This is a genomic window from Nocardia noduli, from assembly GCF_019038455.1.
GTDB lineage: Bacteria > Actinomycetota > Actinomycetes > Mycobacteriales > Mycobacteriaceae > Nocardia > Nocardia noduli.
Genome location: NZ_JAFMPL010000055.1, coordinates 1 through 19382, shown reverse-complemented (window position 1 = coordinate 19382; position 19382 = coordinate 1). Strand labels below are relative to the sequence as shown.

19 protein-coding genes are annotated in these 19382 nt (G+C 67.1%); 11 read left to right on the top strand and 8 right to left on the bottom strand.

Annotated elements, in window-relative coordinates:
• Positions 1-9: 9 nt before the first annotated feature.
• The 5 genes from cydB (at position 10) to JZ792_RS24985 (ending at position 6345) form a co-directional block, all read left to right on the top strand.
• The gene (gene cydB, locus JZ792_RS25005; RefSeq protein WP_216913991.1) at positions 10-1044 is read left to right on the top strand and encodes a cytochrome d ubiquinol oxidase subunit II; all 1035 of its coding nucleotides are present in this window, start codon (positions 10-12) and stop codon (positions 1042-1044) included.
• A gap of 3 nt (positions 1045-1047) precedes the next feature.
• Positions 1048-2958 (top strand): ABC transporter ATP-binding protein/permease, encoded by a 1911-nt coding sequence (locus tag JZ792_RS25000; protein WP_216913989.1) that lies wholly within the window; start codon positions 1048-1050, stop codon positions 2956-2958.
• Positions 2959-3131: 173 nt separating this feature from the next.
• The gene (cydC, locus tag JZ792_RS24995; protein ID WP_216914024.1) at positions 3132-4976 is read left to right on the top strand and encodes a thiol reductant ABC exporter subunit CydC; all 1845 of its coding nucleotides are present in this window, start codon (positions 3132-3134) and stop codon (positions 4974-4976) included.
• A gap of 248 nt (positions 4977-5224) precedes the next feature.
• Positions 5225-5590, top strand: a complete 366-nt coding sequence (locus JZ792_RS24990) for a hypothetical protein (protein WP_216913987.1) — start codon at positions 5225-5227, stop codon at positions 5588-5590.
• Between the two features lie 167 nt (positions 5591-5757).
• Entirely contained in the window at positions 5758-6345 is a 588-nt protein-coding gene (locus tag JZ792_RS24985; protein WP_216913985.1) for a Uma2 family endonuclease, read from the top strand.
• Positions 6346-6388: 43 nt separating this feature from the next.
• Here the strand turns inward: JZ792_RS24985 and JZ792_RS24980 are convergent, their stop codons facing one another.
• From JZ792_RS24980 to JZ792_RS24955, 6 genes are all read right to left on the bottom strand, one after another.
• Complete coding sequence (locus tag JZ792_RS24980; RefSeq protein ID WP_216913983.1) at positions 6389-7087, bottom strand: heme-binding beta-barrel domain-containing protein; 699 nt, start codon at positions 7085-7087, stop codon at positions 6389-6391.
• Between the two features lie 182 nt (positions 7088-7269).
• Complete coding sequence (locus JZ792_RS24975; protein WP_109525241.1) at positions 7270-7575, bottom strand: DUF1416 domain-containing protein; 306 nt, start codon at positions 7573-7575, stop codon at positions 7270-7272.
• Between the two features lie 5 nt (positions 7576-7580).
• Positions 7581-8414, bottom strand: a complete 834-nt coding sequence (locus JZ792_RS24970) for a sulfurtransferase (RefSeq protein ID WP_216913981.1) — start codon at positions 8412-8414, stop codon at positions 7581-7583.
• Between the two features lie 33 nt (positions 8415-8447).
• Positions 8448-9005, bottom strand: a complete 558-nt coding sequence (locus tag JZ792_RS24965) for a DUF4395 domain-containing protein (RefSeq protein WP_216913979.1) — start codon at positions 9003-9005, stop codon at positions 8448-8450.
• A gap of 275 nt (positions 9006-9280) precedes the next feature.
• On the bottom strand, positions 9281-9730 hold the full coding sequence (locus JZ792_RS24960) for a thioredoxin family protein (protein ID WP_216913977.1): 450 nt from the start codon (positions 9728-9730) through the stop codon (positions 9281-9283).
• Positions 9727-10545: an LmeA family phospholipid-binding protein gene (locus JZ792_RS24955; protein WP_216913975.1), complete on the bottom strand. Its 819-nt coding sequence runs from the start codon at positions 10543-10545 to the stop codon at positions 9727-9729. Before JZ792_RS24955 ends, JZ792_RS24960 begins: the two co-directional genes overlap by 4 nt.
• Positions 10546-10729: 184 nt before the next feature.
• On the opposite strand from JZ792_RS24955, the gene JZ792_RS24950 reads away from it, so the two are divergent.
• The 6 genes from JZ792_RS24950 (at position 10730) to pstB (ending at position 16616) form a co-directional block, all read left to right on the top strand.
• The gene (locus tag JZ792_RS24950) at positions 10730-11503 is read left to right on the top strand and encodes a winged helix-turn-helix transcriptional regulator (RefSeq protein ID WP_216913973.1); all 774 of its coding nucleotides are present in this window, start codon (positions 10730-10732) and stop codon (positions 11501-11503) included.
• 45 nt (positions 11504-11548) lie between these two features.
• The gene (gene mshD, locus JZ792_RS24945) at positions 11549-12472 is read left to right on the top strand and encodes a mycothiol synthase (RefSeq protein WP_216913971.1); all 924 of its coding nucleotides are present in this window, start codon (positions 11549-11551) and stop codon (positions 12470-12472) included.
• A 243-nt stretch (positions 12473-12715) separates the two neighbouring features.
• Positions 12716-13828 (top strand): phosphate ABC transporter substrate-binding protein PstS, encoded by a 1113-nt coding sequence (gene pstS / locus JZ792_RS24940; protein WP_216913969.1) that lies wholly within the window; start codon positions 12716-12718, stop codon positions 13826-13828.
• Positions 13829-13916: 88 nt separating this feature from the next.
• Positions 13917-14918, top strand: coding sequence for a phosphate ABC transporter permease subunit PstC (gene pstC / locus JZ792_RS24935; RefSeq protein WP_438804377.1), 1002 nt, complete (start codon positions 13917-13919; stop codon positions 14916-14918).
• Positions 14918-15823 (top strand): phosphate ABC transporter permease PstA, encoded by a 906-nt coding sequence (pstA, locus tag JZ792_RS24930; protein ID WP_216913963.1) that lies wholly within the window; start codon positions 14918-14920, stop codon positions 15821-15823. Before pstC ends, pstA begins: the two co-directional genes overlap by 1 nt.
• Before the next feature lie 16 nt (positions 15824-15839).
• Positions 15840-16616, top strand: coding sequence for a phosphate ABC transporter ATP-binding protein PstB (gene pstB / locus JZ792_RS24925; protein WP_216913961.1), 777 nt, complete (start codon positions 15840-15842; stop codon positions 16614-16616).
• 151 nt (positions 16617-16767) lie between these two features.
• On the opposite strand, the gene phoU is transcribed toward pstB, so the two are convergent.
• Positions 16768-17430, bottom strand: coding sequence for a phosphate signaling complex protein PhoU (gene phoU / locus JZ792_RS24920; protein ID WP_216913959.1), 663 nt, complete (start codon positions 17428-17430; stop codon positions 16768-16770).
• Between the two features lie 117 nt (positions 17431-17547).
• A partial coding sequence (locus JZ792_RS24915) for an LCP family protein (protein ID WP_216913957.1) occupies positions 17548-19382 on the bottom strand: 1835 nt, incomplete at its 5' end.

Genomic DNA, 19382 nt, shown 5'->3' with positions numbered 1-19382 from the left:
GAGTCGATGATGAATCTGCAAGAGTTCTGGTTTCTGCTGATCGGCGTGCTGTTCACCGGCTACTTCGTGCTGGAGGGTTTCGACTTCGGCGTCGGCATGCTCATGCCCGTCCTCGGGAAGGGCAGCGACGCCAGGCGGCGCGTGGTCCTCAACACCATCGGACCGGTGTGGGACGGCAACGAAGTGTGGTTGCTCACCGCGGGCGGAGCGATGTTCGCGGCCTTCCCCGAGTGGTACGCGAGCCTGTTCTCCGGCTTCTACCTCGCACTGCTACTCGTGCTCGTCGCCCTGATCGTGCGGGTCTGCGCCATCGAATACCGCAGCAAGATCGACGACCCGCGCTGGCGCGGCTGGTGCGACGCCGGCATCGGAATCGGTTCCTGGGTACCGGCATTGGCGTGGGGCTGGGTCTTCGGCAATGTGGTGCACGGGGTGCCGCTGGAAGCGGACAAGAACATCGGGGGATCGGTCGGTGACCTGTTCGGTCCCTACGCGCTGCTCGGCGGCCTGACCACCGGACTGCTGTTCGCGCTGCACGGGGCGATCTTCATCAACCTCAAGACCGGCGGCGAGGTGCGCGCCGATTCGCTGCGGATCGCGCGTCTGCTGCTGGTGCCGACCGCGGTGGTCGTCGCCGCCTTCGGCATCTGGACCCAACTCGCGCACGGCACCGGCTGGACCTGGATTCCGTTGGCGGCGGCCGTCATCGGGCTCGTCATCGCCGCGGCCTCGGTGCTCGCCGGACGCGACGGCTGGGCCTTCACCGGCACCACCGGCACGATCGCCGCCGCCACCGTCCTGCTGTTCGGCTCGCTGTTCCCGAACGTGCTGCCCTCCACCATCAGCGACGCCTTCAGCCTCACCGTCGACAACGCCTCGTCGACGCCCTACACCCTGAAGGTGATGAGCTGGGCGGCGGTCATCGTCACCCCGGTGGTGCTGGGCTATCAGGGCTGGACGTACTGGGTGTTCCGCAAACGCATCACCGTCGAACAGATCCCGGCTCCCATCGGCCTGCCGCTGGGGCGGGGCGCGGACGGTTAGGCCATGGCGCGCCCACCCGTCGATCCCCGCCTGTGGAAGTACGCCCGCTCGGCGCGCCCGTATCTGGCGCTGAGCGTCGGGTTGTCGGTGGTGATCACGGGCTGCATCGTCGTCACCGCCGTCACCCTCGCGCGGGTACTCGCCGGAGTGATCACCGATCCGGGGCGGCGTTCGCTCGGCGAGTGGAGCGTCGAATTCGTCGTCATCGCCGCCGCGATCGCCGTGCGGGTGCTCGCCACCTGGTGGCAGTCGCGCTCGGCGCACCGGGCGGGCGCGACCGTGGTGACCGAACTCGAGACCGCCGTCCTCGCGGCGGGAGCCGAACTCCCGCCGCGCGAACTCGATACCCGCCGCGGCGAACTCGCCGTGGTCGTCAGCACCGGCCTGAGCGGCCTGCGCGCCTACCTCACCGGGTACCTGCCCGCCCTGCTGCTCGCCTGCCTGGTTCCGCCGATCGTGCTGATCGTCATCGCCGTCCACGACCCGATCTCCGGCGCGATAGCCGTGGTGACCCTGCCCCTGATCCCGGTCTTCATGATCCTCATCGGCTACCTCACCCAGGGCCGCGCCGCGGCCACGCTGACCGCGACCACCCGGCTGTCGGAGCAGCTGCTCGACCTGTTCGCCGGGATGCCGACCCTGCGGGCGCTCGGGCGCGAGACCGCCCCCGGCTCCACCGGACATTCTCCGCGTTCCGACGCCGGAAAGCCGACATCGGACGGCGAGAATGTCCACTCCGGCCGGACCATGGAGCCCCGCGTGCACGCCCTCGGCGACTCCCTGCGCCTACGCACCATGCGCGCGCTGCGCATCGCGTTCCTGTCATCGATGGTGCTGGAGTTGCTCGCCACGCTCAGCGTCGCCCTGATCGCCGTCTCCATCGGTCTGCGGCTGGTCTACGGGGGGATGAGCCTCTACGCCGGACTCGTCGCGCTGATCCTCGCGCCGGAGGTCTACCTGCCGTTGCGCACGGTCGGCGAGCGGTTCCACGCGGCGCAGGACGGCATGGTGGCGGCCGATCGGGCGTTCGCGGTGCTGGAACCCGCGCGGGAGGCGTCGGCTGCCGAAGGCGCGATCGCCATCGGTGGGGAGTCACGCGCGCGACCGTCCGACGCCGAATTGTCGGTGCCGCCAACCGAAGGCGGGCGACCGATCGCGGCGAGTGCGGATCGAATGCCCGAATGCGCCCCCGGTATCGGATCGAGCGCAGCCGCGCATATCGAAATCAACGACCTGTCGGTGCGCGCCCGGCACGGTTGCGCACCCGCCGATCTGTCCGCGCTACTGCGCCCCGGCGCGGTCACGGTCCTGGCCGGGCCGAACGGCAGCGGGAAATCGACAGCGCTCCAAGCCGTTCTGGGACTGATCGCGCCGGATCGCGGGCACATCACCGTCGACGGCGTGGATGTGCGCGACCTCGACCCGGACACCTGGTGGGCGCGGGTCGCGTGGTTACCCCAACGCCCGGTGCTCGTCCCCGGCACCCTGCGCGAGAATCTGGAACTCTTCGGCGCTCGTGTCACCGACTCCTCGGCCCACGGTGCCGCGCGAATTCTCGATGATCTCGAAGCCACCTGCGTCGCCACCGGATTCGACGCCGTACTCGATGAACTGCCGCACCGATGGGACACCGTCGTCGGAGCCGGGGGTGTCGGGCTGTCCCTCGGTCAACGTCAACGCCTGGCCCTGACCCGGGTACTCGCCGCCGATCGCGCCGTACTCCTGCTCGACGAACCCACCGCCCACCTGGACTCCGACACGGAAGCGACCGTTCTCGCCGCACTGCGCGACCGGGCACGCGCGGGCGCGACGGTCATCGTGGTCGGTCACCGTCCTTCCGTCCTCGCCGCCGCGGACCATATCGTCCGGGTCGAGGCGACGGCACTCGATTTCGCCGCGGGGGTGACCCCGTGACCGATTCCGACCGGCACAGCGCGACGCGGGATTCGCTGCGTCGCGGTGATGACTTCGTGGCGCCTTCGGTCCGGCTCGGTGCAGCTGGGGGTTCGGTGGGCGGTGGTGGTGATCCGATCCCTTCGGGAGGAGACCGTCCGACAGGGGATTCGCTGCGCGGCGATCTGGTCCGGATGTGGACCCTGCTCGCCTTGTCTCCGTGGCGGATTCTGGTCGCGGTTGCCTGGGGCGTCGCGGCGCTGGGGAGTGCGCTGGCGCTCGCGGCACTGTCCGCGTGGTTGATCGCGCGGGCGTGGGAGATGCCGCCGGTGCTGGCATTGAGCGTCGCGGTGGTTTCGGTGCGGGCGCTCGGGATCTCACGGGGGCTCGCGAGATATCTGGAACGGCTCGCCACGCACGATGTCGCGTTGCGTTCGATGACGATCGCGCGGACCACGGTCTACCGCACCGTCGCGGGCTCGGATATCTGGTTGCGGCGTACCTCGGCAAGGGAAACCTCCGACCCACAGCAGGTTCCGACCGCCGACGCACTATCGGACAACGGATCTTCGAACACGCCGCCGATCGCGGGCCCGCACGTGCCGCCGCGTAGAGGCGATCTTCTCGTCCGCATCGGCAGCGATATCGATGACCTCGGCGCGGTCGTGGTCCGTGTCTTCGTACCGGTGGCCGTCGCCGCGATCCTGTCGCTGGCCGCCGTGGCCCTGCTCGCCACCATTTCCGTCCCGGCGGCGGCGATCCTGGCCGGTGCGCTCGCGATCACCGGCATCCTCGCACCGTGGCTCTCCGCTCGCGCCGCTCGCGACGCCGAACTCGCGGTGCGCGCCGACCGCGCCGAATTCACCGCCGACGCCGTCACCGTGCTCGACCACGCGGCCGAACTGCGTGTCGCGGGCCGCCTGGGTGAAACCTTCGACGCGGCACAGGCGGCGGGCAAGCGCGCGGTGGCCGCGGAGAACGCGGCGGCCTCCCGCACCGCGTGGGCGGCCGCGGCGACACCGTTGTCGATCGGTGTCAGCGTGCTCGCCGCGCTCCTCATCGGCATCACCCTCTACGGCCCCGACGGCGGCGCGCCCGGCGCGATGACCCCGATGGCCCTCACCATCCTCGTTCTGCTGCCCCTGTCCGCCTTCGAAGCGGTAGGCCCGCTACCCGCCGCCGCCCAGGCATTGACCACCTCGCGTGCGGCACTGCATCGCCTGACGCAACTCGACGGCGAGGCGAGGCGACCACGTCGCCCGGACGCCTCGGCCTTCGACGGCGGACCTGCTGACGGTCTACGACGACATCATCCCGCCAGCGATCGGCCACTGCCCCGAGACCAGGCCCCCGCAGGCCGGGACCACCGTCCACCTTCCGACGACACGGATACTTCCGCCCCCCGCGACCTCGATTCGCTGCTCCTCCGCTTCCCGGACCTCCCCGAAGTCCGCCGCGTCGCCGTGGTCGGCCCGAGCGGCGCGGGCAAAACCACTCTGCTCATGTTCTGGGCCGGACTGTTCGCCACCCCGCGCCCCGACGCCACCTTCTTCGCCGAGGACGCCCACCTCTTCGGTACCTCCGTGCTCGAGAATCTGCGCGTGGCCAGGGGCGACGTCACCGCCGCCGAAGCCGAGAAAGCCCTGAACGGGGTCGGCCTCGGCGACTGGCTCGACTCCCTGCCCGACGGCATCCACACCGACCTCGTCGGGGGAGCGGCCGCGGTTTCCGGCGGTCAGCGCCGCCGCCTCCTGCTGGCCCGCGCCCTGCTCTCCCCGGCCCGGACACTGCTACTCGACGAGCCGACCGAACACCTCGAAGCCGAAGCGGGCGCCGCCCTGCTGCGCGACCTGCTCGACATCTCGAGCGGAATGGTCGAACCCGACCGCACCGTCGTGGTCGTCACCCACCAACTGCCCCCCGACCACCACGCCGACCTGGTTCTTCACATCGACGGCTCCGGCGAGGTCACCCCGATCCACACCCCCGAATTCCGCTCCTCGAATAATCCGTTGCACGCCCACCCGACCCTTCGCTAACTTCGTCCTTACACAAGGAAGGAGGTGGTTCGAAGAAATGGTTATCAAACGGACGCGTGAGGTGGCTGTCCGCTAGCGCCACCGCTGCAGGTGGATCCGCCGCGTCAGCGCCAGCGAATCCAAAGCAGCCACCCGGCCCCCGAGTCCCCGGTCTGTCCGACCGGGCCGCACAGGTTCGCCCTGAACGGATACGACTCGGGGGCCGCTCCATTTCCCGGCCCGAATTCCCGAAGATGTGACGCGAGGTGGTGAACGCGCCGACATCGCTGCCGAATCCGGAATTTCATCGTCGTTTTCGGGTGAATCATGAAGTGCCGCAAAAGAATTACCGCGGCGACCCGAATCCGAATATCGGCATTGCGCGCGACGCGCACATCCTGCCGAATCCGCGCGACGTGATCGTTCGGTGTCGATGGAACGACGAAGAGATCGAGAAACGACAGAACTCGATCATGTCCGATCCGATGATCACCCGCCGCTTCCGACACCGAGTGCATTTCCGATCGAGCATGGACGGGCCGGTCGATCCGACCGGAGATGTGTCGGCAACCACGATTTGCCCGGCGAGGATTTCGATCTGGAGCCATTACATTTTCGACGCGCCCCGGAGTTGACCGGCAAGAGTTGTTCGCTCGCACCGTAAAGGTGCCGTCGCCAGCGGAACCGACTCATCGCACGGGACCTCGCCCCGTCCCGGTCGCAGACCACCCGTCCGCGCCATGACGTTTTAAGAGCAGCTCATTCCCCCTGACACCCGCACCGCGGACGCTAGGCTTGGGCAATGACCATTCAGCCGTTGCCCGACTGGGTGATTCCGCCGCCGGGTGGCTTCACAGTCGATGACTTCTTGGAGCTGCGTGGTCTTCCGAAACACACCGAGCTGATCGACGGGGGTCTGGTTTTTGTGAGCCCGCAGGAGAAGTGGCACCGGCAGGTCCTTTCACTTCTCCGTCGCGAACTCGACCTACAGGCGCCCGCGCATCTGCGTGCGGATCGTGAGATGGCGGTGAAGCTGGGCAAACGGCAGATGCCCGAGCCCGATGTCATGGTGGTGACCGCGGATGCGCTCGACCGGAGGGATCCGTCGACGTACTACTTCGCCGAGGATCTGGTGCTGGCGGTGGAGGCGGTATCGCCCGGTTCCGAGGAACGTGACCGTGAAACCAAGCCGCTGAAGTACGCCAACGCGGGAATTCCGCACTACTGGCGGGTCGAGCGTGGCGACGTGGATCGGGTCGTGGTGTACGTCTACGAACTCGATCCCGCGACGAATCGGTATGTGCCGGTGGGCATCTTCCATGATCGTCTGAAGATCAGCGTGCCGTTCGAGATCGATATCGATCTGACGGCGGTCGGTCGACGCGGCTGAACGACGCCGCGCGATCGACCGAAGTGAGCCGAAGAGAAGCTCGTCAGCCGATGTAGCGCTGGAGGCGGGCGGAGAGGCGGGGTTCGAGGGGGCCGTCGGCGACCACGCGTTCCTCGACGTAGGCGAGGTCTCCGCCTTCGATGATGCCGTAGAGGCGTTTGGCTCCGCCGACGACGATGCCGGATTGGGAGCGGATGACGACGTCGGTCGCCAGTTCCCAGGAGGACTGGGTCAGGGCGGTGCCGTAGAAGAGTTCGACGATGCCGGTGCTGTGCGTGAGCAGCAGTTCGATGACTTCGTCGTTGTCGTCGGTGCCGACCCGCCAGAAACCGCTTTCGCGGAGGTCGGGGCCGCCGTAGGAGCCGTCGGTCTCGATGATCCAGGAGCGGGAGCTCCACGCCAGGTAGTCGCCGCCGTCGTGGGAGACGATGATCTGCTGGCCGAAGCGGTAGTCGCCGCGTTCGGGGGAGTTGCCTTCGCCTTCGCCGCGCCACACGCCGACCATCGGCAGCAGAGCGAGCAGCGCCGGGCTCAGATCCGGCCCGAGCCGCAGGTTGGCGGTGTCCTCGGGGAGCGGGAGATCGGGCAGGACCGGGATGTTGCGGGCACCGGTCGACTTCGCGCGTTCGGCTGCCTCGGCTACCGCCTCGTCGCCACTGCGACGGACGGAATGCCCGTTGCCGTTCATCTGATCACTCGCTCGCTCGGCCGGATTGGAACCTTCGCTCGCGAGATCGCTCATGACTCGGTGAACAGCCGGTAGAAGACGTAAAGACCGAACCAGCCGATGAGGACGGCTACGGCCACCAGCAGAATCTCGAAGAAGAGGACCACATTCGGAGTCTAACTACTAGTGCCCGCTCCGACACAAACGGCCCCGGTGCTTCCCCTCACAGGGAAGCGCCGGGGCCGTCGGAAGGTGCCTTATTTGGCGACCGCGACGTCCACGCTGTGGATGCCCGCGCCCTCGGGGCGGACCTCGGCCGAGCCGTTGCCCGACGAGGACAGCGCGCGCAAGGTCCACGCGCCGGGAGCGGCGAAGAAGCGGAAGTCACCGGTGCCGGAGGCGACGACCTCGGCGGTGAAATCGCCGTTGCCGTCCAGCAGGCGCACGAACGCGCCGCCGACCGGCTGACCGTCGGTGCTCAGGACGCGGCCGGTGATGACCGTCTCCTTCTCCACATCGACGCCCGCGGGGATTGCCTGACCCTGGGTAGGTGCTGCGCACATATGAATTACTCTCCCAACTCGATCGGAGCGCCGACGAGCGAACCGTATTCGGTCCAGCTGCCGTCGTAGTTCTTGACATTCTGGTGGCCGAGCAGTTCCTGCAGCACGAACCAGGTGTGCGAGGAACGCTCACCGATCCGGCAGTAGGCGATGGTGTCCTTCTCGCCGTCCAGGCCCGCGGCCTTGTAGATCTCGGTCAGCTCGTCGTCGGACTTGAACGTGCCGTCCTCGTTCGCGGCCTTGCTCCACGGCACGCTGATCGCGGTCGGGATGTGGCCGGGACGCTGGCTCTGCTCCTGCGGCAGGTGCGCGGGAGCCAGGATCTTGCCGGAGAACTCGTCGGGCGAACGCACGTCGACCAGGTTCTTGGTGCCGATGGCGGCGATGACCTCGTCGCGGAAGGCGCGAATGGTCAGGTCGGGCGCGGCGGCCTTGTACTGGGTGCCCGGACGGGTGACGGCGTCGGCCGAGAGCGGACGGCCGTCGAGCTCCCACTTCTTGCGTCCACCGTCGAGCAGCTTGACGTTGTTGTGGCCGTACAGCTTGAAGTACCAGTACGCGTAGGCCGCGAACCAGTTGTTGTTGCCGCCGTACAGCACGACCTCGTCGTCGTTGGAAATGCCGCGGGCCGAGAGCAGATCGGAGAACTGCTCCTGGTTCACGAAGTCGCGACGAACCTGATCCTGCAGGTCCTTCTTCCAGTCGAGCCGGACGGCACCCTCGATATGTCCACCGTCGTAGGCAGAGGTGTCCTCATCGACCTCGACGAAGACCACGCCGGGGGCGTTGAGGTTCTCTTCGGCCCAGTCAACGGAGACCAGGACATCGGAGCGAGCCATGTTGTTCCTTTCGGGATTTTCGACTTGCAGGGTTCAGTTCTGTGCCGGGGTTCCGGCGGGGCCGGAAGTGGCGTCACGCGTGATCCCGGAGGATTCGCCGACGACGCCGCTCGGAGTGGTCCGGCGGAAGCGGGTGACCAGCGGATAGAGCTGGCAACCCAGGCAGATCGCGAACGCCGCGTTCAGGAACGCGGCGAACAGGGCGAAGCCGGCGAACACACCGCCGACCACTGTGGAGCCGACCAGGAAACCCAGCAGGCTGACGGCGCTGAAGATCAGGCCGAGTAATTGGGCGAACCGTAGCGGAGCCGTCGGTTCGGTTTCGGTGACGGGACCGACGCGCGGCGCGACGAACGCGGCGAAGATCCGGCCGTAGGGGTGCCGTCGCGGGCCGAGCGCCGCGCCGATCGCGAAGACGACGCCCTGCGCGGCGATGAGCACGGCCGCCAGGGCTGCCGAGAACGTCGAGGCGATCAGGACCACGACCAGGACGGCCGAGGTCACCCACGCGGCGAAGCGGGGTCCTCTGACGTCGACACGATCGGGTCCGCCCGGTTGCTTCGTGACGTTGTCGTTGGTATCGGAGGGCATGGGTACTCCTGCGCTGAGGGACTCTGTTGGCGGAAATTTGCCAGTTCGCCGGGGGATCGTGTGGATCACTCGCACGGTGAACGTGGGTCGGCGTCAGGAAAAGCGGAACGACCGACCGGTCAGCGGCACAGGCAGCAACAACCGCCGAGGCGACACAGATCAACTGTGCGGCGTCGGGTGAGCATCAGCTCGTGGTCGGATTGCACGAGCACGAGTTTACCCAATTGGGCGGGAGAATTGGACCGCGGGTGCGAAACGGGCTGTATGCGGCGGCGTCAGGCCGGGTCGGGCACTGTCAAGGGGGCCAGCGCGGTCAGCAGATCTCCCGACTTGGGGACACCCGAGATCCGGAACCGTTCGCGACCGAGGGTGTCGAAGACGAAGGTGGTCGGCAGCGACAGCACGTTGAGTTCGCGGGCCAGGGCGGGATCGGCGTCGATATCGATCTCGATGTCGAGCGGAGGCAGCGCGGATTCCGCCAATTCCTCGGTGACACCGGCGACTACGCGTCGCACCGCGTCGCACGGACCGCACCAGTCGGCGGAGAAGTGCAGGACGGCGGGGCCGCCGCCGGTCACCCCGGCTCCCGCCAGCAGTTGCCCGCGCGTCGATTGTTCGGGCACCGTCTTGCCGGTCGCCCTGACCGCGCCGCCGCGTCTGCGCAAGGCCACGCCGACGAGGGTGGCGGCGAGGAGTATCACCACCAGAATTGTGATTTGTGTCATGGTCGCTGCAATCTGTCCAGATCGATCGTCACGTTCTCCCCTTTGCCCTCCACCTGGATCTGTCCGCCGAGTGCGAACACCTTGGTCGGAGTGATCCCGAAGGGAAGTTCCTTGGTATCGATTGTGCGCGAGAATCTGGCGAGCACCGCGGGGCGCTCGGCCTCGGGGATCTCCACGCTGGTCGGAAGGTCGGGACCGGTGCCACGGTAGAAGCCGGTCGCGGTGATCTCCACCTGATCGCCGACCAGTTTCAACTCGGCCTGCACGCTCACCTTGTCGCCCGCCAGTTGCGCGCCGTTGCCGCCCTCCCTGGAGCCGGTGCCGGGCAGGGTTCCGGTGAGGATCAGGCCGTCGGCGTTGGTCGTCATACCCGATCCGCCCGATCCGCCGGTGCCGTCGGATTTGTCCGCGGGACGCGAATGCACTTGCAGATCCGGGATATTGAACAAGCGGCCGAGTTCGACGGGTTCGATGACCATGCGCGCGTCGAGTTTCTCGACCGGCACCCGGCGGACCTTGCCGTCGGACAGATCACGGAACGGCAATCGCACTCCGGTGAGATTCGCCTCCACGTAGATCTGGCCCGGAATATCGGGCCGGACGGCTTGGGCGCGGATCCCGACGCTCTGGTAGCGACCATCGAGCGCCTGACCGAAGAACGGGAATCCGTGAATCGTCACCTCGGGGTCCGCGCTCAGATCCGCGCCGACACGCAGGGCGCGCGACACGCGGTATTCCGAATAGGCGGCGGCTCCGAAATCGATGACCACGGCCAAGCCCGCGAGTATCAGCAGCCCGATGATCAGCTTGCGCATGAAAGAAACAGTACTTGGCGGTGCATTTCGTGTATCGACGGTCCGTATATGGATAGTTCTGTCACCCGGACGGCGAGGTCATCGCGGTCGACGCGCTAATCTTGCATCCGGAATCACCTGTGATCAGCGACGTGGCTTAGCAGTGTTGCTGTGTCCTGCGGAGCTACTAGATAGGAGGAGTGCTGTGGAGCTGCTCCTGCTGACCTCCGACCCCAATCCCGAGTCGGTACTGCCTTCCCTGGCGCTGCTCGCACACAATGTGCGACCAGCGCCGACGGAGGTGGCATCGCTGCTCGAAGCGGGTACGGCGGATGTGGCACTTGTCGACGCCCGCACAGACCTGGCAGCGGCCAGGGGTCTGTGCCGGTTACTCGGCAGCACCGGGTCGTCGGTCCCGGTCGTGGCGGTATTGACCGAAGGCGGTCTGGTGGCCGTCAACGCCGATTGGGGACTGGACGACATCCTGCTGCCGGGGACCGGACCCGCCGAGCTCGACGCGCGTCTGCGTCTGCTCGTCGGCCGTAACGGCGGTGTGGCGAGTCCGGAGAACACCGGCAAGATCACCCTCGGTGAGCTGGTGATCGACGAAGGCACCTATACCGCCCGCCTGCGCGGTCGCCCGCTCGACCTCACCTACAAGGAGTTCGAACTCCTCAAGTACCTCGCGCAGCACGCGGGCCGGGTCTTCACCCGGGCGCAGTTGTTGCAGGAGGTCTGGGGCTACGACTTCTTCGGTGGCACGAGAACGGTCGACGTGCACGTGCGGCGGTTGCGCGCCAAACTCGGCAGCGAATACGAATCGCTGATCGGCACGGTTCGCAATGTCGGGTACAAGGCGGTCCGTCCGTCGCGTAACGCGGCGGCGGCCAAGAGCGAACCCGTCGCCTACCAGGAGGAAGGCGCCGCCGAGGGCGACGATGTTCCGCTGGCCCCGGTCAACGGGGTCGTGCAGCAGTAAGAGGTGCGCGGCGGCTCGGCGTGCCGTGACGGGAGAGGCGACTCGATGACGGATTCGGCACGGCGATGGGGTACCGGCGTGCGCGCCGAGGACGCGGAAGCGGTGCGCGGCATGCTGGCGCGTGCCACCGCGGCCGACGGTGTCGCCCCGGTTTCCGAGCAGGCGGTGCTCTCGCTCGGCTCGCCGGATTCGGCCCGGCATCTGCTGGCCGAACGCGACGGTTCCGTGGTCGGTTACGCCAACCTGGTCGACGCGCACGCCGACCATCCGGCGATGGCCGAGGTCGCCGTCGATCCGGCGGCGCGTGGCCACGGCATCGGCACGGAGTTGGTCGCGGCGGCACTGGCCGCGGGCGGCGCGGGGACGCGGGTCTGGGCGCACGGTAACCGGCCGGCTGCCGGCGCGGTCGCCGCGCGGCTGGCCCTGGTGACCGCGCGCGAACTCTGGCAGATGCGCCGTCCGCTGGCAAAGCCCGAGCTACCCGAACTCGTGGTGCCGGACGATCTCGTGCTGCGCACCTACGCGGGGCCCGCCGACGACGCGGAACTGCTGCGCGTGAACAACGCCGCTTTCTCCTGGCATCCGGAACAGGGCGGTTGGTCCGAAGTCGATATCGAGGTGCGACGCGGTGAGGCGTGGTTCGACCCGAAGGGGCTGTTCCTCGTGACGGCGGCGCAGGCCCCCGAGCGCCTGCTCGGTTTCCATTGGACCAAGGTGCATTACGACGAGAACCCGCCGGTCGGTGAGGTGTACGTGGTCGGAATCGATCCCGCCGCCCAGGGCAGGGGACTCGGGCGGCTGCTGACGCTGGCCGGTCTGCGTCATCTGCGCGACGCGGGGCTCGGCGAGGTGCTGCTCTACACCGAGGCCGACAACACCGCGGCGGTGCGCACCTACACCCGGCTCGGCTTCGAGACCGCTCACGTCGACGTCGCCTACGCTGCCGCGGCCGACGCGGAATCCGAATAGAAAAAGGCCATCGGATGCCCCGCGAGTAATGCTGGGGCAAACGTCACATACGCCGGAAGTATTCGCGCCAGCCTGTTCACTTTCCGTTCACCGGGACTGGTCCAACTGTCAACCGGGCGACTTTACGTTACTTGGAGGCAGCACAGCCGCTGCCCGGTGCGCTGGTTCCTCGCGAACGGCACCACAACAGCCGCCCGGGCCGGTGAGGGACCGGGCGCGTATGACGTGATTCCCGGAGGAATAGTGAAGCTCAAGCGCAGCAGCGCCCTCGTCGGTGTGCTGGCCGCGGTCGCCATGCCGCTGGCCGCGTGTGGCAGTGACGACAACACCTCGGCCGACACCAGCAACGCCGCCAACAGCAGCGTCGCGTGCGGCGGCAAAGAGGCCCTCAAGGCCAGCGGCGCGTCCTCGCAGAAGAACGCCATGGAGCGTTTCATCGCGGCCTACGAGTCCAATTGCGACGGCGCCACCCTGAACTACACCTCGAGCGGTTCCGGCGCGGGCGTCAACGAGTTCATCGGCGGCCAGACCGATTTCGGTGGCTCCGACTCGCCGCTCAGCTCGAAGAAGGAAGAGCCCGCCAAGGCCCAGGAACGCTGCGGCGCCCCCGCGTGGAACCTGCCCGCCGTCTTCGGCCCGATCGCGGTCACCTACAACATCGACGGTGTGACCGACCTGGTTCTCGACGGCCCGACCGCCGCCAAGATCTTCAACGGCACCATCGCCACCTGGGATGCCCCCGAGATCAAGGCGCTCAACCCGAGCGCCAAGCTGCCCTCGGACAAGATCGCCGTGCTGTTCCGCTCCGACGAGTCGGGCACCACCGACAACTTCCAGCTCTACCTCGACGCCGCCTCCGACGGCGCGTGGGGCAAGGGCGGCGGCAAGACCTTCAACGGTGGCGTCGGCGAGGGTGCCAAGGGCAACGAGGGCACCTCGGCCGCCGTCAAGAGCACCAAGAACTCGATCACCTACAACGAGTGGTCCTTCGCCAAGTCGCAGAACCTGTCGGTCGCGCAGATCGTCACCTCGGCGAGCAAGACCCCGGTGAAGCTGACCGTCGAGTCCGCGGGCAAGGCCATCGACGGCGTGAAGATCAAGGGCGAGGGCAACGACCTCATCCTCGACACCTCCTCGTTCTACAAGCCGACCGCCGAGGGTTCCTACCCGATCATGCTGGCCACCTACGAGATCGTGTGCTCGAAGTACAGCGATCCCGAGGTCGGCAAGGCTGTCAAGGCGTTCCTGAACACCGCCGTCACCAATGGCCAGAAGGGTCTCGAGGACAACGGGTACATCCCGATCCCCGAGCAGTTCAAGACCCGCCTGACCACCGCGATCAACGCCATCTCCTGATCGCGAAGTCATGACCGTGCACCCTGAGGTGACCGCAGCGGGCTCGTCGAACTCGACGAGTCCGCAGGCGGCTGGAGATACTGCGCATATGTCGAGCGAACCGAAAGATGACGTGAGTCTCACGAAGGAGCCTCCTACCAAGGGGACCTCGGCGGCGCGTCAGCCACACAGTCAGCGAGCGGAGACCATATTCCGGTCTCTCGCCGTCGCGGCGGGCGCGATCATCGTCGCGTCCATCGCGCTCATCGCGCTGTTCCTGCTGATTCGCGCGGTACCTTCGCTCCGGGCCGACACAGTCAACTTCTTCACGAGTACCGAATTCAACACCTCCGACGCGAACAACCTTCGCTTCGGCATCAAGGACCTGTTCATGGTCACGGTGATGAGTTCGATCTTCGCGCTCATCATCGCGGTGCCGATCGGCGTCGGCATCGCACTGTTCCTGACGCACTACGCACCGAAGGCGATGGCGCGCCCGTTCGCCTCGCTGGTCGATCTGCTGGCGGCCGTGCCGTCGATCGTCTTCGGTCTGTGGGGCTTCCTGGTCCTTGCTCCCAAGCTGGGGCCGGTTCAGGAATTCCTCAATCGGAACCTCGGCTGGTTCTTCCTCTTCGACAACGGCAACGTGTCGCTGTCCGGTGGCGGCACCATCTTCACGGCGGGCATCGTGCTGGCCGTGATGATCCTGCCGATCATCACGTCGGTATCACGCGAGGTCTTCAACCTGACCCCGGTGAACCATATCGAGGCGGCCCAGGCGCTCGGCGCGACAAAATGGGAAGTCGTACGCATGACGGTGCTGCCCTACGGCCGCTCCGGTGTGATCGCGGGGTCGATGCTCGGCCTCGGCCGCGCGCTCGGTGAGACCATCGCGGTCCTGCTCGTGCTGCGCACCTCGACACAGCCGGGTGGCTGGTCGCTGTTCGACGGCGGCTACACCTTCGCGTCGAAAATCGCCTCGGCGGCATCGGAATTCAGTACGCCGTTGCCGACCGGCGCCTACATCGCGGCGGGCTTCGTGCTGTTCGCGCTGACCTTCGTGGTCAACGCGCTGGCTCGGCTCGCGGCAGGCGGAAAGGTTAATCAGTGATGACCACCACGTCGACGCTCGACAAGCCGGTCAAGGCGCCAACCTTCCGCGATGTGAGCACCAGCCGCCGCATCAAGAACCATGCCGCCACCGGCGTCGTTGCCCTGTGTTTCGCCATCGCGATGGTGCCGCTGGTCTGGGTGCTGTGGCTGGTAATCAGCAAGGGGTTGTCCGCGATCCTCTCGCTGGACTGGTGGCAGAACTCGCAGAAGGGCATCCTGCCGGACGAGACCGGCGGCGGTGTGTACCACGCCATCTACGGCACGATCGTGCAGTCGGCGATCGCCGCGGTCATCGCGGTGCCGCTCGGTGTGATGGCCGCCATCTACCTGGTCGAATACGGCCGGGGCAGGCTCGCCAAGGTGACGACGTTCATGGTCGACATCCTCGCTGGTGTGCCGTCGATCGTCGCGGCGTTGTTCATCTTCGCCCTGTGGATCGCCACCCTCGGCGCACCGCAGAGCGCGTTCGCCGTGTCGCTGGCCCTGGTGCTGCTGATGCTTCCGGTCGTGGTGCGCAGCACGGAGGAAATGCTCAAACTCGTTCCCGACGAGTTGCGCGAGGCCTCCTACGCCCTCGGCGTGCCGAAATGGAAGACCATCGTGCGGATCGTCGTCCCGACCGCCGCGCCCGGCATGATCAGCGGCATCCTGCTCTCGCTGGCCCGCGTCATGGGTGAGACCGCGCCGGTGCTGGTGCTCGTCGGTTACTCGAAGTCGATCAACACGAATCTCTTCGACGGCAATATGGCCTCGCTGCCGCTGCTGATCTACCAAGAGCTGGGCAACCCCGAGGCCGCGGGTCGTGAACGCGTGTGGGGCGCGGCCCTGACCCTGATCCTGCTGATCGCGCTGCTCTACGCGGCGGCGGCGGTCGTAAACAAATTCCTCACCCGCAACCGATAACCGAACGGAAATTCCGATGGCCAAGCGTATCGACGTCAAAGATCTGAATATCTTCTACGGCAAATTCCACGCGGTCGCCGATGTCAAGTTGTCGGTTCTGCCGCGTAGCGTCACCGCCTTCATCGGTCCTTCGGGTTGCGGTAAGTCCACCGTGTTGCGTTCGCTCAACCGGATGCACGAGGTGACCCCCAACGCCCGTGTCGAGGGCGCGGTGCTGCTCGACGGCGAGGACATCTACGGCGCGACCGTCGACCCGGTGGGTGTGCGTCGCACCATCGGCATGGTGTTCCAGCGTCCGAACCCGTTCCCCACCATGTCGATTCGCGACAACGTGGTGGCCGGGCTCAAATTGCAGGGCATGCGCAACAAGAAGGACCTCGACGAGACCGCCGAGCGCTCGCTGCGCGGGGCCAACCTCTGGAACGAGGTCAAGGACCGTCTGGACAAGCCGGGCGGCGGCCTGTCCGGCGGTCAGCAGCAGCGTCTGTGCATCGCGCGGGCCATCGCGGTCTCGCCCGACGTCCTGCTGATGGACGAGCCGTGTTCGGCGCTGGATCCGATCTCCACCCTGGCGATCGAGGATCTGATCACCGAGCTGAAGAAGGAATTCACCATCGTCATCGTCACCCACAACATGCAGCAGGCGGCGCGCGTGAGTGACAAGACCGGCTTCTTCAACCTCGAGGCCCAGGGCAAGCCGGGCAAGTTGATCGAGATCGACGACACCGAGAAGATCTTCTCCAACCCGGGCCAGAAGGCCACCGAGGATTACATCTCCGGCCGCTTCGGCTAGGAGTCGACAGCACAGAACGGCCCGCGCGAACGCGCGGGCCGTTCTGCTGTTTCCGAGCATGGTGTCCGTCGAACGATAAAGCCGCCCCGGATGATCCGGGGCGGCTGCGACGCGTGCCTGTGCTGGGAGGCGGCGGGTGATCTGCCGGTTGTCAGACCTCGGCGTCGGGGTCGGGCGGCAGTTCGCCGGTGACCAGGAAGATGACACGGCGGCCGATCTCGACCGCGTGGTCGGCGAAACGCTCGTAGTAGCGGCCGAGCAGCGTCACGTCGACGGCCGCGGCCACACCGTACTTCCAGTCCCGATCCATCAGCAGGGTGAACAGGTGGCGATGCAGGTCGTCCATCGCCTCGTCGTCGACATTGAGCTGAGCGGCGCGCTCGGGATCGCGGGTATCGAGCACTTCCTGGGCGCCTTTGCCCATGTTCACCGCGATGCGGCCCATCTCGGCGAAGTAGCCGTTGACCGATTCGGGCAGCGCGTGATTCGGGTGACGGCGACGCGTCACCTTGGCCACGTGCAGGGCCAGCGCGCCCATCCGGTTCACGTCCTGGACGATCTGGATCGCGGAGACCACCTGGCGCAGATCACCCGCGACCGGTGCCTGCAACGCCAGCAGGGCGAAGGCCCTCTCCTCGGCCTGGGCGATCAGTTCGGCGATCCGGTCGTCCTCGGAGATGACCGACTCGGCCAGCGCCAGGTCGGCTTGTAGCAATGATTGAGTGGCCCGATCCATGGCCGTACCCGCGAGACCAGCCATCTCGCCCAACAGGTGGGCGAGATCGGCCATTTGCTCGTTGTAGATGACACGCATGACAGCAGAGACTAGTTGCCCGCACTGACCAAGGCACCAACAGCCGGTGAATGGTCGGTACCGATACCCGCGTGCGCGTCCGGTCCGGAACCCGCAGGTACCAGGCGTCGACGGGCGTTACACGCAGGTGTCGTCGGCCGCGTTCATATGCTCGAGGTCCGCGGGCAGCACCGCCGGAGTCGACGGCGCCGTGGCCACATCGGGGATGACGTCGCCCACCGGGGTCGGTGTCTTGATGGCGCCGGTGTAGTCCTTGCCGAGCACGACCTCGACGATGCTGCCGAGTTCGCTGTCGGATTCCAGGGTCGCGCCCGTGATCGAACTGGCGACGGTCGCGGCGTCGGCCTCGTGCCCCGGCGCGTACCTGACTTTGGTCGTGGCCGAACTGCCCAGCGAATAGTTGCCGGTGCTGTAGATGTTGAACCCGTAGTTGCCGAGTTTGTTGGCCGCGGTATTCGCCGCTCCGACCACGCCCGAACCGTTCGACACCAGCAGTGAGAGATTGTTCGGGTCGACGGCGATCGTCTTCGGCGTCTCGGCGGGGGGCTGGGTCGTCGTGGCGCCCGCGTCGGTCGCGACCGGCTTCTCACCGGGCAGCGGCTGATCGTCCCTGATGGCCTTGAAGATGGCCTTGATATCGGATTCGCGGGGGATCTCGTTGCCGTAGGACGTGGTGCCCGCGGTGGGGATGGTCAGGAAGGTCACGGTGCCCGCGTCCATCTTCTGCAACGAGCGGCCGAGTGTCAGCAGATCGTTCGGCGCGACCTTGTCCACGAACGTGGCGTCGGTGAACGCCCGGATGAAACCGTTCAGCTTGCCCGGATCGAACAGCACCCGGCTCGACAGTGCGCCGCGCAGCAGCGACGCGAGGAAGCGCTGCTGGCGGTTGATCCGGTCGTAGTCGCTGCGTTCCTCGCCGTAGACGTGCCGGGCGCGCACATAACTCAGCGCGGTCTCACCGCTGATGAGCTGTTTGCCCGGTTTCTCCAGCACGGTGCCCAGGATCTCGTCCACGACGGGTTTGGGCGAACAGACCTCGACGCCGCCGACCTGGTTGACCATCGCCTCGAATCCGGCGAAGTCGATGCCGATGAAATGGTTGATGGTGCTGCCGGTCAGTCGCTGGATCGTGCTCACCAGGCATTTGGGCCCGCCGAGCGCGTAGACGGCATTGAGTTTGTCGCCGATCGCGGAGGGGAAGGTCTCGTCGGTGTAGCCGGGTTTGTCGTTGTCCCAGCGCGAGCACTGGGGCCTGGTGACGTCGAGGTCGCGCGGGAACGACACCACGACGACGCGCTTGCGGTTCTTGGGGATGTGCACGAGCATCGCGGTGTCCGCGCGCGCGCCCTCGGCGTCGTCGATGGTGCCCGCGCCGATACTGCCGTTCGCGCCCGCCCTGGTGTCGGTGCCGACGATCAGGAAGTTCTCGTCACCGAGCTGGGCGTCCGAATCGACGATGTTCTCGGAGTTGTCGTCGAGTGCGGACACCTGGGTGAATGAGTTGTTGGTGGCGCGCAGGTAGCTCCAGCCACCGCCGGTGATCAACAGCACGAGTACCGCGAACAGGGTGGCGGCGATCCGGCCGGTCGTCTTGAGTCGCTTGTTGCGCCGCTGTTTACCCGCGGCCAGCCGGGACAGCGGCGGTTTCCCCACCGGTTTCGGGTCGGTGGCGCGTTTGGCGGGCGGCGGTGCGACCTTTCTCGCCCGCGCGGGTTCCGGTGCGTCGGTGACCGGGTCGAGCACATCGGTGACGGCCTCGGCCAATTCCGGCTTCGGCGCGCGCTTTCCGGTGGCCGGGCGCGGCGGGGGATTCTTGCCCGCGATGTCGTCGACGACCACCGAACCGGTCGACGGACGGGTGTTACCTCCACGCCGGGGCTGCGCGGGGCCGGATCGGCGGGACGCGGACCGGGTTCGGGCGGCGGCGGGTTCCGGGGGTTCCTGGCTTGTGC

Excerpts from the sequence above, each read along its gene's own strand:
- cydB (WP_216913991.1), top strand. The coding sequence starts at position 10 with ATGAATCTGCAAGAGTTCTGGTTTCTGCTGATCGGCGTGCTGTTCACC.
- JZ792_RS25000 (WP_216913989.1), top strand. The coding sequence starts at position 1,048 with ATGGCGCGCCCACCCGTCGATCCCCGCCTGTGGAAGTACGCCCGCTCG.
- cydC (WP_216914024.1), top strand. The coding sequence starts at position 3,132 with ATGTGGACCCTGCTCGCCTTGTCTCCGTGGCGGATTCTGGTCGCGGTT.
- JZ792_RS24985 (WP_216913985.1), top strand. The coding sequence starts at position 5,758 with ATGACCATTCAGCCGTTGCCCGACTGGGTGATTCCGCCGCCGGGTGGC.
- JZ792_RS24980 (WP_216913983.1), bottom strand. The coding sequence starts at position 7,087 with ATGAGCGATCTCGCGAGCGAAGGTTCCAATCCGGCCGAGCGAGCGAGT.
- JZ792_RS24975 (WP_109525241.1), bottom strand. The coding sequence starts at position 7,575 with ATGTGCGCAGCACCTACCCAGGGTCAGGCAATCCCCGCGGGCGTCGAT.
- JZ792_RS24970 (WP_216913981.1), bottom strand. The coding sequence starts at position 8,414 with ATGGCTCGCTCCGATGTCCTGGTCTCCGTTGACTGGGCCGAAGAGAAC.
- JZ792_RS24965 (WP_216913979.1), bottom strand. The coding sequence starts at position 9,005 with ATGCCCTCCGATACCAACGACAACGTCACGAAGCAACCGGGCGGACCC.
- JZ792_RS24960 (WP_216913977.1), bottom strand. The coding sequence starts at position 9,730 with ATGACACAAATCACAATTCTGGTGGTGATACTCCTCGCCGCCACCCTC.
- JZ792_RS24955 (WP_216913975.1), bottom strand. The coding sequence starts at position 10,545 with ATGCGCAAGCTGATCATCGGGCTGCTGATACTCGCGGGCTTGGCCGTG.
- mshD (WP_216913971.1), top strand. The coding sequence starts at position 11,549 with ATGACGGATTCGGCACGGCGATGGGGTACCGGCGTGCGCGCCGAGGAC.
- pstC (WP_438804377.1), top strand. The coding sequence starts at position 13,917 with ATGTCGAGCGAACCGAAAGATGACGTGAGTCTCACGAAGGAGCCTCCT.
- pstA (WP_216913963.1), top strand. The coding sequence starts at position 14,918 with ATGACCACCACGTCGACGCTCGACAAGCCGGTCAAGGCGCCAACCTTC.
- pstB (WP_216913961.1), top strand. The coding sequence starts at position 15,840 with ATGGCCAAGCGTATCGACGTCAAAGATCTGAATATCTTCTACGGCAAA.
- phoU (WP_216913959.1), bottom strand. The coding sequence starts at position 17,430 with ATGCGTGTCATCTACAACGAGCAAATGGCCGATCTCGCCCACCTGTTG.